The sequence below is a fragment of the Methanothermobacter sp. K4 genome, assembly GCF_022014235.1.
Classification (GTDB): Archaea; Methanobacteriota; Methanobacteria; order Methanobacteriales; family Methanothermobacteraceae; genus Methanothermobacter.
Genome location: NZ_JAKLTD010000003.1, coordinates 161,437 through 175,964, shown reverse-complemented (window position 1 = coordinate 175,964; position 14,528 = coordinate 161,437). Strand labels below are relative to the sequence as shown.

Annotated in this window: 13 protein-coding genes; 8 read left to right on the top strand and 5 right to left on the bottom strand. The window is 48.2% G+C overall.

The window, feature by feature from the left end:
• The first annotated feature begins 97 nt into the window (after window positions 1-97).
• The 8 genes from L5462_RS07775 to xth all read left to right on the top strand — a co-directional run bounded on the left by L5462_RS07775 (window position 98) and on the right by xth (window position 9,829).
• Window positions 98-1,318 (top strand): FprA family A-type flavoprotein, encoded by a 1,221-nt coding sequence (locus L5462_RS07775; RefSeq protein ID WP_237780210.1) that lies wholly within the window; start codon window positions 98-100, stop codon window positions 1,316-1,318.
• 3 nt (window positions 1,319-1,321) lie between these two features.
• Complete coding sequence (locus L5462_RS07770; RefSeq protein WP_237780209.1) at window positions 1,322-1,735, top strand: hypothetical protein; 414 nt, start codon at window positions 1,322-1,324, stop codon at window positions 1,733-1,735.
• Window positions 1,736-1,874: 139 nt separating this feature from the next.
• Complete coding sequence (gene thsA, locus L5462_RS07765) at window positions 1,875-3,512, top strand: thermosome subunit alpha (RefSeq protein WP_237780208.1); 1,638 nt, start codon at window positions 1,875-1,877, stop codon at window positions 3,510-3,512.
• A gap of 135 nt (window positions 3,513-3,647) precedes the next feature.
• Window positions 3,648-5,552, top strand: a complete 1,905-nt coding sequence (gene acs, locus L5462_RS07760; protein WP_237780207.1) for an acetate--CoA ligase — start codon at window positions 3,648-3,650, stop codon at window positions 5,550-5,552.
• Between the two features lie 13 nt (window positions 5,553-5,565).
• Window positions 5,566-6,159 (top strand): acetate uptake transporter, encoded by a 594-nt coding sequence (locus tag L5462_RS07755; RefSeq protein WP_237780206.1) that lies wholly within the window; start codon window positions 5,566-5,568, stop codon window positions 6,157-6,159.
• Window positions 6,160-6,335: 176 nt separating this feature from the next.
• On the top strand, window positions 6,336-7,052 hold the full coding sequence (locus tag L5462_RS07750) for a DtxR family transcriptional regulator (RefSeq protein WP_237780205.1): 717 nt from the start codon (window positions 6,336-6,338) through the stop codon (window positions 7,050-7,052).
• A 46-nt stretch (window positions 7,053-7,098) separates the two neighbouring features.
• Window positions 7,099-9,009, top strand: coding sequence for a ferrous iron transport protein B (gene feoB, locus L5462_RS07745; RefSeq protein ID WP_237780204.1), 1,911 nt, complete (start codon window positions 7,099-7,101; stop codon window positions 9,007-9,009).
• Window positions 9,010-9,055: 46 nt separating this feature from the next.
• Window positions 9,056-9,829 carry an exodeoxyribonuclease III gene (gene xth / locus L5462_RS07740; RefSeq protein WP_237780203.1) on the top strand — a complete coding sequence of 258 codons (774 nt, stop codon included), beginning with the start codon at window positions 9,056-9,058 and terminating at the stop codon, window positions 9,827-9,829.
• Between the two features lie 6 nt (window positions 9,830-9,835).
• On the opposite strand, the gene L5462_RS07735 is transcribed toward xth, so the two are convergent.
• The 5 genes from L5462_RS07735 to L5462_RS07715 form a co-directional block, all read right to left on the bottom strand.
• Window positions 9,836-10,648, bottom strand: a complete 813-nt coding sequence (locus L5462_RS07735; protein WP_237780202.1) for a hypothetical protein — start codon at window positions 10,646-10,648, stop codon at window positions 9,836-9,838.
• Window positions 10,649-10,653: 5 nt separating this feature from the next.
• Window positions 10,654-12,216: an ATP-binding protein gene (locus tag L5462_RS07730; RefSeq protein ID WP_237780201.1), complete on the bottom strand. Its 1,563-nt coding sequence runs from the start codon at window positions 12,214-12,216 to the stop codon at window positions 10,654-10,656.
• 63 nt (window positions 12,217-12,279) lie between these two features.
• Window positions 12,280-12,960, bottom strand: a complete 681-nt coding sequence (locus L5462_RS07725) for a TIGR02253 family HAD-type hydrolase (protein ID WP_237780200.1) — start codon at window positions 12,958-12,960, stop codon at window positions 12,280-12,282.
• 179 nt (window positions 12,961-13,139) lie between these two features.
• Window positions 13,140-13,805 (bottom strand): DNA polymerase PolB subunit 2, encoded by a 666-nt coding sequence (polB2, locus tag L5462_RS07720; protein ID WP_237780199.1) that lies wholly within the window; start codon window positions 13,803-13,805, stop codon window positions 13,140-13,142.
• A 42-nt stretch (window positions 13,806-13,847) separates the two neighbouring features.
• Window positions 13,848-14,231, bottom strand: coding sequence for a 30S ribosomal protein S8e (locus L5462_RS07715; protein WP_237780198.1), 384 nt, complete (start codon window positions 14,229-14,231; stop codon window positions 13,848-13,850).
• Window positions 14,232-14,528 lie beyond the last annotated feature (297 nt).

The following is a 14,528-nucleotide window of genomic DNA, read 5'->3' as shown; positions in this document are numbered from 1 at the left end:
TTGATCCATCAGCAAATAACACCAGAACAGATACCACCATAAAAAACTGATATATTTTAATAATAATGGCAGACATAACTGGTACATGGTGTATAAGATGAAGGCTGATGCAGTAAAGATTGCAGATGGTGTCTACTGGGTTGGTGTCATGGACTGGGACATACGGAACTACCATGGCTACACCCTTGGAGGCACAACATACAACGTGTACCTCGTCTTTGGAGACGATAAGGTCGCCCTTATTGACAACACATACCCGGGAACATCCCCCCAGATGTTCGGAAGGATAAGTGACGCCTTTGAAAGGGAGGGGAGGGATGAAAGGATAGACATCATAATCCAGAACCACATAGAGAGGGACCACAGCGGTTCAATCCTGGAGGTCTGGAAGCGCCACAGGCCAGAAATAATCTGCACAGAAAAGGCCTCTGAGGGACTAAGGGAACACTATCCCTTCCCCGATGAAGCCGTATTTAAAACAGTGAAAACAGGGGACTCCATTGACCTCGGGGGAAAGACCCTCACATTCCTTGAGGCCCCCATGCTGCACTGGCCAGACAGCATGTTCACCCTCCTTGCTGAGGATGGGATCCTATTCTCAAATGACGCATTCGGCCAGCACCTCTGCATCAGCAGAAGGTTCGACACCGATTTGCCTGAAGCTGTGCTGATGGACGCGGCCATGAAGTTCTATGCCAATCTTTTAACGCCACTATCACCCCTTGTGCTGAGGAAGTTCAGTGAGGTTAAGGACCTCGGGCTTCTCGATAAGATCCAGATGATTGCACCATCCCACGGGCAGATCTGGACAGAGCCCATGAAGATCATAGAGGCATACACAGCATGGGCAACAGGGGAGTGCAGTGACAAGGCCACGATAATCTATGATACCATGCACTACTCAACCAGGATGCTTGCACATGCACTTGCAGAGGGACTCATGGCTGCGGATGTGGATGTTTCAATGCACTTCCTCCACGAGGATGAAAGGAGTGAAATCGTAAAGAACATCCTTGAAAGTAAGGCTGTATTCATTGGGAGCCCCACAATGTTCAACGGGCCATTCCCGAGCCTTGGGGACATAATGTACTACCTCAAGGGGCTCACATTTGATAGAACAGGGTTCAAGAGACTGGCGGTTGTATTCGGATCAAAGGGATGGGGTGGAGGTGCAGTGAGAACACTCAAAGACGAGATAAGCTCTGCAGGGTTTGAGGTTGCAGAGACCCTTGAGGTCAACTACGTCCCGGATGAGGATGATCTGGAGCGCTGCTACAGCATCGGAAAATCAATCGGCAAAAGGATAAAGGAGATGTAACTGATGAAGTCCGTCAAATTCCAGGGGAGCCACGACCCTGAGAAAAAAATTGTCGTGAGTCTCTTCTGGACAGTTCGAAAGACGATAAGGGAGGAGGGCTGTGCCCCTGTGAGGATCAAAAGGATCAAAACATCAAAGAACACCTATGAACCTGAGGGCAGGAAACTCCTCAAGCTCTCAGATAAGATCATGGATGATATACTCGGTGATATTGAAAGGGGCAAAAAGGTTGAATTTGAGATGACAATGGGTGAGGAGTCGCTGAGGGTCTGGATTGACGCTGAGGGTTTTGCAGTTGAGGCATCCAAGACACCGGAACTTGAGGAGGAGATTGTTGAGAAGATCCAGCATGAGACCTCAAAGCTGACACCTGATTTCTGCCAGACATTCCTTCCAAGGATCTTCCCCAACCAGTAGCAGAAAACTGGAACCACTCATTTCTTCTTTCAGTTCACAGCACCCTGAAATATGGGTCTGTAACTTTCTCATCCTGCACAAATTATTTATAGAACCTTAAACCCATCGATAATTGCATACTTATTTAAGAGGTGATTTAATGGCACAGGGACAGCAGCCCATATTAATATTACCACAGGGCACAAGCCGTTACGTTGGAAAGGAAGCTCAGAGAATCAACATACTTGCAGGTAAGATTCTCGCAGAGACAGTGAGGACAACTCTAGGTCCCAAGGGAATGGACAAGATGCTTGTTGACTCACTTGGAGACATTGTGATCACCAATGATGGGGTTACAATCCTCAGGGAGATGGACATATCCCACCCTGCAGCAAAGATGCTTGTTGAAGTCGCAAAGACCCAGGAAGACGAGGTCGGTGACGGTACAACAACAGCCGTCATCATAGCAGGGGAACTCCTCAAGGAAGCAGAAAAACTCATTGAAATGGGTGTTCACCCAACAATAATAGCTGTGGGTTACAGGCAGGCAGCCCTCAAGGCCCAGGAGATACTCGAAGACATATCCATCAGGGCAAAGGACAGGGACACACTCATGAAGGTTGCAGTGACCGCCATGACAGGTAAGGGTTCAGAAAGGGCCAAGGAAAAACTGGCTGAACTCGTTGTGGATGCGGTCATGCAGGTGGAAGAGGATGGTGAAATCGACAGAGACAACATCAACATACAGAGGATACAGGGAGCATCAATTAACGAGTCAAGAATAGTGAACGGTATAGTGATAGACAAGGCAAGGGCAGACACATCAATGCCCAAGAGGGTCGAAAATGCCAGAATAGCACTCCTCAAGTACCCCATAGAGGTCAAGGACCTTGAAACCGACGCCAAGATAAGGCTGACAGACCCATCACAGATGCAGGCCTTCATCGAACAGGAAGAGCAGATGATCAGGGACATGGTGGACAAGATAAAGAGCTCCGGTGCCAATGTGGTCTTCTGCCAGAAGGGTATCGATGACCTTGCACTCCACTACCTCTCACGTGAGGGTATACTTGCACTCAAGAGGGTCAAGAAATCTGATATTAAACGCATCGAGAAGGCCACAGGTGCCAGGCTTGTTACAAACATTGATGACCTCACAGAGGACGACCTTGGAGAGGCAGGAGTTGTATACGAGAAGAAGATCTTTGATGATGTGCTGACATTCGTGGAGAACTGTAAGGATCCAAAGGCCATCTCCATAATCCTCAGGGGAAGCACAAAGCATGTTGCAGAGGAGATGGAACGTGCACTTGAGGACGCAATAGGTGTTGTGGCCTCAACCATTGAGGACGGCGAGGTTGTTGCAGGGGGAGGAGCACCTGAGGTGGAAATAGCAAGGAAACTCAGGGAATACGCTGACACCATAAGTGGCAGGGAACAGCTTGCAGTCTCAGCCTTTGCAGATGCCCTTGAGATCGTTCCAAAGACCCTTGCAGAGAACGCTGGACTTGACAGCATCGACGTCCTGGTGGACCTCAGGGCTGCCCACGAGGAGTCACCCTACATGGGACTTGACGTTTTCGATGGTGAAGTCGTTGACATGAAGGATGAGGGTGTTCTTGAACCCCAGAGGGTCAAGAAACAGGCCATCCAGTCCGCTGCAGAGGCAGCTGAGATGATCCTCCGCATAGACGACATGATAGCAGCTAAGGGCTTTGATGTTTCATCAAAGGACGAAGAGGATATGGAAGGAATGGGTGGAATGGGTGGAATGGGCGGAATGCCCCCAATGATGTAACACCCAATATTTTTTTTCAATGTCTTTAATAAAAATAATTAAATTACTATTATTTATCATGATTAATAATAGTAAAATATATAAGTCCAGAAAAACTTACTACTATCACCCAAGAAAAAAATGGCGGTATGAAAAATGTCAAAGGATACCTCAGTTCTCCTGGAGGAAACAAGGGTCTTCAAACCACACTACACCATTGTGGAGGAGGCCCACATAAAAAACTGGGAGGCCGAGCTGGAAAAGGGAAAGGACCATGAGAAATACTGGGCCGAAAAGGCAAAAAGATTCGAATGGTTCAGGAAATGGGACACTGTACTCGACGAGAGCAACAAGCCATTCTACAAGTGGTTCGTGAACGGCAAGATCAACATGACCCACAACGCCGTGGACAGATGGCTGGACACAGACAAGAGAAACCAGGTCGCCATTCTCTACGTGAACGAGAGGGGAGAGGAAAGGAAGCTAACCTACTATGAACTGCATAGAGAGGTCAACAGGACAGCCAATGCCCTGAAAAGCCTTGGAATCAAAAAGGGCGACGCCGTTGCAATGTACCTCCCCATGTGCCCGGAACTCGTTATATCAATGCTGGCCTGTGCAAAGATAGGGGCCGTGCACAGCGTCATCTATTCTGGTCTGAGCGTCGGAGCACTTGTGGAACGCCTCAACGATGCAAAGGCCAAGGTCATAATAACAGCAGACGGAACCTACAGAAGGGGCGGGGTGATAGAACTCAAACCAATCGTTGACGAGGCCATCCTCCAGTGCCCCACAATAGAGACAACAGTTGTTGTGAAGCACACAGACATCGACATAGAGATGTCAGATATAAGCGGACGTGAAATGCTATTCGACAAGCTCATAGAGGGTGAAGAGGACCAGTGCGAGGCAGAGGTGATGGATGCGGAGGACCCACTATTCATACTCTACACATCAGGAAGTACCGGGAAACCAAAGGGTGTGCTGCACACAACAGGAGGATACATGGTGGGGGTCGCATCAACCCTTGAGATGACCTTTGACATCCACAACGGAGACCTCTGGTGGTGCACAGCAGACATAGGATGGATAACCGGGCACAGCTACGTCGTATACGGACCCCTCCTTCTTGGAACAACAACACTTCTCTATGAGGGGGCACCAGACTACCCTGACCCCGGGGTCTGGTGGAGTATAGTCGAAAAATACGGTGTCACGAAGTTCTACACAGCCCCCACAGCAATAAGGCACCTCGTGAGGTTCGGTGAAAAACACCCGAAACGCTACAACCTGGAGTCCCTCAAGATCCTTGGAACCGTTGGTGAACCAATAAACCCCGAGGCATGGATGTGGTACTACAGACACATTGGAAGGGAAAAATGCCCGATAATCGATACCTGGTGGCAGACAGAAACAGGGATGCACCTAATAGCGCCACTGCCTGTAACACCCCTTAAACCTGGATCCGTCACCAAACCCCTTCCAGGGATCGAAGCGGACGTGGTTGACGAGAAAGGCAACCCTGTGCCGCTAGGTAAGGGCGGCTTCCTCGTAATAAAGAAACCATGGCCTGCAATGTTCAGGACACTATTCAACGACGAGGAGAGGTACCTCAACGTATACTGGAAACAGATCCCCGGTGGAGTCTACACTGCAGGTGACATGGCAAGGAAGGACGAAGACGGCTACTTCTGGATACAGGGTAGATCAGATGACGTCCTCAACATAGCCGGGCACAGGATAGGTACAGCAGAGGTTGAATCAGTCTTCGTGGCCCACCCTGCAGTTGCCGAGGCAGCTGTCATAGGTAAGGCTGACCCCATCAAGGGGGAGGTCATAAAGGCATTCCTCATACTCAAGAAGGGCCATAATTTAAACACAGCACTCATAGAGGAACTCAAAAGGCACCTGCGCCACGAACTGGGACCCGTTGCTGTCATCGGAGAAATGGTACAGGTTGATAAGCTCCCGAAAACAAGGTCAGGAAAAATAATGAGGAGGATACTGAGGGCCCGGGAAGAAGGAAAGGACCTCGGTGATACCTCAACCCTTGAAGAATAGAAGGAGGTAAAAAATGACGGAAAAAGAAGTGGTTATAGCAGACAGAACTGCCAACCCGGCTCCGCTTGGACTTCTGGGCTTTGGTATAACCACCGTGCTTCTGAACCTGCACAACGCAGGGCTTTTCCCCATAAACAGTATGATACTTGCAATGGGCTTCGCCTACGGGGGTATAGCCCAGATACTGGCAAGTGCAATGGAATACAGAAAGGGCAACACATTTGGTACAGTTGCATTCGGCTCATATGGACTCTTCTGGTGGTCACTGGTACTTCTGCTTGTGATACCCAAGCTTAAGTTCATTGAAACAGCTGGCAGTGCAGCAGCAGCGGCAGACCCCGTTGCGATGGCAGCATACCTCTTCATGTGGGGCCTGTTTACACTGGTGATGTTCATTGCAACACTCAAACTCAAAAGGGGAATACAGGTGATATTCATAAGCCTTGCAGTGCTATTCTTCCTGCTCACAGCCGGTGAAATCACGGGTTCCGCCATTATAACAACCATTGCAGGTTATGAGGGAATATTCACAGGGGCCGCTGCAATGTATGTTGGCCTTGCAGAGGTCATAAACGAAACCCATGGAAGGGATGTTCTGCCCATATGATAAGGGAGGAGCAATCCCCCATTTTTTCTATTCAGAATGTGCTGACACCAAAAAAACCTCTAATTTTTACCCCCACCTTATGATAAACCGCAAAAAACTTCTTACCGCAACCATTCAGAAAACCTTATATTGAATTAGGTTTAACTAAATTAACAGTGACCCTTTAGGTGAACCTAATGAAACATCTCAGCGAAAATATAGAGGAGTACCTTGAAACCATCTACAGGCTATCCGAATCCAGTAAAAACGCCAGTACAACTAAAATATCAAAGGAAATGGGAATAGCCCCTGCCAGTGTAACCCAGATGCTTAAAAAACTTGATTCTGAGGGATATGTTAAATACTCCCCCTACCGTGGGGCTATACTAACAGAAAAGGGTTACAGAGTAGCCAGGAGAATAACAAGGAAGCACCGTCTGCTTGAGCGGTTCCTCCACGATATTCTCGGAATCAGGATGGAGAGGATACACAGACAGGCCTGTGAGATGGAACATTCACTCTCAGATGATGCAGAAAGGGCCCTCTGCCAGCTCCTCAACATGCCGGGTGAGTGCCCAGACGCAAACCCGATCCCCGCATGCGACTTCAAATTCCAGACATGCGGGGAATGCATTGAAATGAAGGATAGAGATGTTGAGGAGATAGGATGCCGTGAGGGTAACCTGAAATCACTGACAGAGATGGATGAGAAACAGACTGGAAGGGTTTCCTTCATAAGGGGGGATTACAGGGTTTTAAGGAGGCTCATGGATATGGGAATAACCCTTGGAGTCCCCATAAGGATCATCAAAAGGGCACCTCTCAGCGGACCCATAGAGGTGGAGGTCCGTGGGTCAAGGGTGGCCCTTGGAAGGGATATAGCGGACAACGTATTCATAGATACAGAAGGCTGAATTTCTTTTAAAACAGGAACGAATTTCAACCGGGACGTGTGTACCCATGGGGAAATCTGAGATAACCGTTGCACTTGCAGGAAACGCCAATGTCGGTAAAAGCGTGATCTTCAACCAGCTGACAGGGTCAAACCAGATAGTCGGGAACTGGCCAGGGAAAACCGTTGAAAGGGCAGAGGGCTACCTTAAATTTCAGGGCCGGGACATCCACATAATTGACCTTCCAGGCATATACTCATTTTCAACCTACTCCATGGAGGAGATAGTCTCCAGGGAGTTCATAGTCAACGAGAAACCGGATGTCGTCATAAATGTGCTTGATGCGTCTGTCCTTGAGAGGAACCTCTTCTTCACACTTCAGCTCATGGAGATGGAGGTCCCCATGGTTATCTGCATCAACCAGGTGGACATGGCCAGACAGAAGGGAATAGTGATAGATGAGGAGAAACTTGAGGGTGCCCTGGGCGTGCCTGTAGTATCAACGGTGGCGGTTAAGGGTCAGGGACTCCAGAGGCTCCTCAGGAAAGCCCTTGAAGTGGCAGATAAGGGGATAAAACCAGAGGTCATAGAATACGGTGAGGAGGTTGAAAGCCGCATAAGAAAACTTATGGAAGCACTCCCCGAAATTCCAGAGGACTATTCAAAGAGATGGGTTGCCATAAAGCTCCTTGAAAACGACCCTGAAATAACTGCCATGATGCCATCCGGCGTGAAAAAACTTGCAGCTGAACTTGCAGCCCAGATTGAAAGGATACATAATGAGCCATCATTCTCTGTTATGGCCTCTGAGAGATATGCCCTCTCAAATATGATAGCAGCAGGTGCGCAGAGACAATCAGAGATAAAAACATCACTCTCAGAGCGCCTTGACAGCTTCCTCACACACCCCGTCTACGGTTACATCTCATCGGTCCTTGTTGTTGGAGGTCTCCTCCTCTGGACCTTCGTTGTGGGTGAATTCCTATCAGATACACTGACAGGTATCTTTGGATTCTTTCAGCCAGTTGACCCCCAGTTCTCAGGTTCAATTGAATCCATAATATGGAACGGTGCCTTCGGGGGGATAGTGGCGGGTTTAACCCTCGTGATACCATTCGTCATACCATTCTACCTCATGCTATCCTACATTGAAAACTCGGGGCTCCTCACCAGGGTCGCATTCATGATGGACGCTTTCATGAGAAAGATAGGACTCCATGGCAAAGCCCTCATACCCCTTATACTCGGATACGGTTGCAGTGTACCGGCAATCGACAGTACACGGATACTTGAAACCCCCAGGGAGAGGCTCCTTGCAGCCTTTGCAATATCCTTCGCACCCTGCGCCGCAAGAACAATCCTGATACTTGGACTTGTGGCCCTCTTCGTCAGCGTATGGTGGGCCATAGGGTTATACGCCCTTGACCTCCTCATAATATTCATAATGGGTAAACTTGCATTGAAGGCACTTCCCGGGGAGACGACTGGCCTTATAATGGAGATGCACTCCCTCAAGATGCCATCCTTCAGGGTCATAGCAAGGCAGACCTGGACAAGGACAAAGTCACTCATATACCTTGTATTCCCAATATACATAATCGGGAGCGCCCTTATACAGCTCCTCTATGCCATCGGGTTTCTAAATCCGGTGAGCAATATCATGGCGCCACTTACAGCTGGCTGGTTACAACTGCCAGTATTTGCGGGAATACTCCTGATCCTTGGGGCTGTAAGGAAGGAATTCATACTCCTGGGGCTTGTCTCACTGGTTGGAACAGATATTGGGGCAGCCCTTACAGCACCCCAGATCCTTGTCCTCACCCTCGTGGGTATGCTCTACTTCCCCTGCCTTTCAACAATAGCGGTACTTGCACGGGAATTCGGGTGGAAATCCACATCCATAATAACCATTGCAAACCTTGGAACCGCCCTATTCCTGGGGGGAATCTTTGCAAGGATACTGCCATTCATCATGTGATGATCAATACTTAAGGTGGTCGAGACAGAAATAATCCTGTGGTACCATGGCAGAAATCAAGATAATATCCTGGAACGTTAACGGTCTGAGGGCCGTATACCGTAAGGGCTTCCTTGAATGGTTCATGGATGAGAAACCGGATATCCTATGTCTTCAGGAGACCAAGGCGAGTCCCGAACAGCTTCCCAGAAGGTTAAGGCATGTTGAGGGTTACAGGAGTTTCTTCACACCTGCAGAAAGGAAGGGATACAGTGGAGTTGCCATGTACACAGTGATACCCCCAAAATCCCTCAGGGAGGGCTTTGGTGTGGAGAGATTCGACAGTGAGGGCCGCATACAGGTTGCAGATTTTGATGACTTTCTACTCTACAACATATACTTCCCCAACGGGAAGATGTCCGATGAAAGGTTGAAGTACAAGCTTGAATTCTATGACGCATTCCTCGAAGACGTAAACAGGGAACGTGAAGCTGGCAGAAACACGGTAATATGCGGCGACTTCAACACAGCCCACAGGGAGATAGACCTCGCAAGGCCAAAGGAGAACAGCAACGTATCAGGGTTTCTACCGGTTGAAAGGGCCTGGATAGACAAATTCATTGAAAACGGGTACGTTGATACATTCAGGATGTTCAACAACGAGCCCGGCCAGTACACATGGTGGAGCTACAGGACCAGGGCCCGTGAGAGAAACGTTGGATGGAGGCTCGACTACTTCTTTGTGAATGAGGAGTTTGCAGAGAACGTTAAAAGGTCATGGATACTCTCAGAGGTGATGGGCTCAGACCACTGCCCCATAGGACTTGAGATAGAGGTTTAATGAGCCTTAGGTTTTGCCCTCCTGTTTCCAGGCATAAACAGCGGATATAACCCCATCAAGGTACCTCAGGGAGTCAGTGTGGCTGCTCAGACCATGGGCGAATTTACTGATAATGTTATCATCCTTTATTTCAATGTACAGGAGAATATCCTCAAGGATTTCATCCTCAGAGTAACTCTCCGGTGGCTCCATCCCCCATATATTCACAAGGGCCCATTCCCTGCTGTGGTCCCTCAGGTTTTCAAGGTCAAGTTCCTCCCTTCTGAAGACCCTCTCCTGGACATACCTCAGGATGTCCCTGTTCTTCAGTGCCCATATCCTGAAATCAGAATACTTGTCCCTCAAATCAGGTAGGAGGTCCTTCTTATGATTTCTGATTCTTATGAACTCCTCCTCCTCAGGGCTGGAATAAAGACCCCCTGTTGATTTAAGATTCCGGTTATTGGAGTTCTGAATCATCTCCCTTCCAGCCTCAAGGTGGAGTATCTCATCGTCACTGAGCCTCCTCTTCTCCATCCGTTCCTTCTGGGATTCAACCTCCCTCTTCCATTCCTCATACTTCATGGCCTCAAGTTCACGGATCTTAATCCTGAATAGTTCCCCTACAACTTCAAGGGCCATGAAGACCTGCCATGGTCTTCCCCTTCTGAGGAGGTTGAGGTACTGGGATATCTCAACTGCAGTGGATGGGAGTGGCCTGATGCGTGCTGCAAGTCCCCCCACCTCCCTGGGAAACAGGGCGGGTAGGAGCTCAAGGAATGTCCAGACACCAATGGATACAAGTGCAGCGACCAGCACATCAACCAGGAGTGGGTCCATAAATATCATCCGCTGTATTCAAGTATGGTCTTCTTGATTTCACGTTTTGTTTCAGCGACCACCTCAACCCTTCCAACAGGAACCCCCTCACCCTGCAGATGGGCCAGGAGCTGTGATGGGCTTATTGAGTCCTCAAAGTCCGCAAGAACACCCCCATCCTCCAGTGCAACCGTGAGGGCACCGTAGAGTTTAAGCACCCTCTCGGCACCCTCAGGTTCAGGGGTCACAACACGGAACGTTCTTACACTGTGATGCACCTGACTGATATCGATGTCCATCCTCTGGAGTGCTATTAGGACATGCTTATCAAGGGCCCTTTCAATGACCTCAATGTCAATCCTCTCCTTCTCCATGTTTATCCTCACTGCCTGGGCAATCTGTGCAAGGTCACGGGCATGTGCATAGCTTGGCTGCAGACCCTCGCCGCCATCAGCGACTGGAGTGTACACCATCTTAATCCTTTCCAGGACCTCTTCATCGTAATCCTCGCCTGTGGCATCAAGGTTGCGTTTGAATACCTCTGCAACGTTTTCAACAGGGGGGTTTCTGAGGAATATGTGGAGAGGTGCCCTCCTGAGGTGTGCCTCGTCCATTATGCTCACATCAAGGTTGGTTGAGAATGCAGGTATGAAGTGTGTGTGGAATATAACAGGAACCCCCCTTATGTATATGACGTCCTTCTTATTCTCAAGGGGCACTATGAGGCGGTTGAGGATCACCTCATGGTCATCCCTCTGCCTTCCAAGGTCATCGATGAGGAGCACGCCACCATTGGCCTTTATAAGTGGTGAGGTCTCGTATACACCCTTATTCATATTGTAGGTTGTCTCAAGTTCATTGAGGCTCAGTTCAGAACCTGTGAAAACGAATGGGGCATGTATCTTTATCCAGCGGGGATCATCAGGTTCTTCGGGACAGGGCTTGTGGAAGTCGGGGTCATATATCTGTATAACCCTTCCGCTGAACTCTATAAAGCGGGGAATCACCACGGGCGGTAGAAGGTCCGATGCCTTGCCTATGATGAAGGTTTTGCCTGTTCCCGGAGCACCATAGACAAAAAGTCCCTTACCGATGGTGCATGACTCAACAAGACATTCCTTTGCATATGATAGGCCAACAACATCCCTGAAGGCCCTTTCAATAACCTCTGGGGGTATCTTTATTGGGAAACGGTTCCTGAGCTGCTTATCCATCAGCTCAAAGTATTTCTCATAGGGTACAGGGGCCATTCCTATATATGGGTTTTCCTCCATTACAAGGCGGGCCTTTTCAACCCCCCTCTTTGTCAGTGTATACTCAACACTGGAGAAGAGGAAGCTTCCACCCACCTGGGCGCAGAAACCGTCCTTCTCCATCTGGCCAAGGACATCCTCAAGTATATCCAGGTGTATACCTGTAATATCAGTTATTCTCTGGGTTTTAACTGTCCCGTATGTTAAAAGAATCTTCAGGACAATGTCTCTCACAAAGAAGTAGGATAAACCCAGTTCCTCAAGTGTCTTTGGCTGTTTCAGCTCCTCAAAGAGTTCAACCATGTTTTCATCGTGGTAGTAGTCATCACAGTTCATCACTCATCCCCCTATCAATGAAATCATGTTCATCCCCCCGGAAAAGGTGGAGACCCTGAAAAACTAGAGAATCTCCTTAAGTTCGCTGATGTCATCGATGACTGTAACATCAAGGCCTCTCTTTTCAATGAGATCCCTCTCTTCATCTGTAAGCTCTGAGTTGACGAGTATGGCTGACATTCCCGCATTTGTTGCCCCCAGTATGTCCTCATTGAACTTGTTGCCAACCATGATTGACCTTTCAGGTTTGCAGCCCATCCTTCTCAGAGCCTCCTCAAAGATCCTGATGTTTGGTTTCTCAAAGCCAACCTCGTCTGATGTGACGACCTCATCGAAGAAGTGGTGTATCCCGAGCCTTATCAGTTTCTCCCACTGCTTTATTGTTATACCATTGGATATGACCCCAAGCCTGTATCCCCTGCTCTTCAGGTGTATGAGCGTTGATGTTGTATTGGGGAATGGCCGGAGCAGCGCGAACTTAACGTTGTGATATGTTATCATTCCAAGGGCAATGAGAAGGGGTTTTTCCTCACCAAAAACCGTCTTTGTGAGCACATTGAAATGTTTATCATAGTTGGATCCCTTCTCAGCTATTATCTCCCTCAGAAGTTTGTATGCCTCCTCCTGTGTCAGGGGTAAACCCGCATCTATCATCACATTCAGGGCAGCCTTTCTTGCAAGTTTGGCAAATCCTGATGTGTCATAGAGCGTGTCATCAATGTCAAAGAAAACCGCCTTCAGCATCTTCCCACCTTACTCTCTGTAATGAAACTCTATATTTAATCAATTATAACAGTGTTGGTTTCTCTGCTGATATTAATATTATGATATAAAATAATAATCATTTGGATATGACTATCCAGGCCGTGGGTCCAGACATATGTGCAACAAAATTATATGAAAAAAATAAGGTTCCCTTTGTTCTAGAAAAAGGCATCGAGGCTGCTCTGCCTTTCACCACATGAGAGTGAATTTATATCCTCTGTGGAGTAGCCGAGAGATGACATTATTCTTGATACCGCAGCCATAACCTGGTTTTCAATGTAATAGTCCGGATCGTACTCCAGGCCCTCAGCATCCTCAATTGGGAAGGCCCTCTGACTTATGGGGCCCCTTCCCTTAACTATGATGTACCTGACTATGGATCCCCGCTCAATGCGCCTCCCCTTTTCAAGGGATCGTTTTGCGGCGATGACATGTGGGCCTATCTGTTTGTACTCAGAGAGGTCCCTTGTTATCTGGGTGTGGATCGCCAGGTCATCCAGTTCCACCTCGCCGCCCCTTATGCGCCGTACAACATCCCTTATTATCTTTCTAGCCTTCTCAGGGGATCCATCTCTTAGAATGGCCATTAAAACTTTTTGCTGGGTTTTTTTAGCTATCGGTGCCCAGTCACGCCTCACAAGTTCAAGGCCCTTCGCAACGATGGTGTCATCCTCTATAAGGGCGTATCTCTTTTTTGTTACAAAGAAGCCCCTCCTGTAAAAGCCCTCAAATTCCAGCTCCATGCCCTCAGGCAGGTTGCTGTTTATGTGTTTGAGGAACCTTTCCACCTGGGATAGTATCTCGGCCTCGAGGTTATCTGACATATGACACCCCATGTGTCCATTTGAGGGGCTTTGATGGGAAATCTATTCCTTTATAAGTACGCCGTTTATTACGCCGTCCTGACCTGGCCTGGATGTGACCCTCACGTTTCCAAGGCTGGTTTCAACAACAGCACCCTTTGTTATGATGTTCCTCCTCACAAAGTGGGGGTTTGCTGTGTTCTCAACAACATTCCTTATCTCTGCAACCTCAACCTTACCTGTTTCAGGATCAACAACGTTTATCTTGGTATCTGCAGCGAGACGGACCTTGTTGTTACCCCCACGTGTCCTTATAATCCTGACACGCCTGTCACCGATCTTTGTCTCGGCAGGTTCCCTTCCAAGTTCGTATTTTCTCTTTCCGCGGTTCATCTTGGCTCTTCCACCGCTTGGTTTCTTCATTGATTTACCTTGCCAGATTGCCATTATTTCACCTCAATTTAAGTCTCTATCAGAATCAGTAATGCTGAGTTTAAGAAACTCAGTGACTCGGTATAGATAAATTTATCTATAGTATAGGATCCCCCATTTAAAAAGATTGTGCTTCATGAGTATGCTATGGACCAGTGAATCCATTTATCTGAACTTCTTTAAATAAATATCCTCAGAAGAAAAACACTGCCCTGAAAATTGTTAACTAATGAAAGGCCTAAAATTTCCCCCACTGAAAACCTCTGCCTTGACCTAATAAACAATCACACCAATGAAAAGTTCAAAATTGTC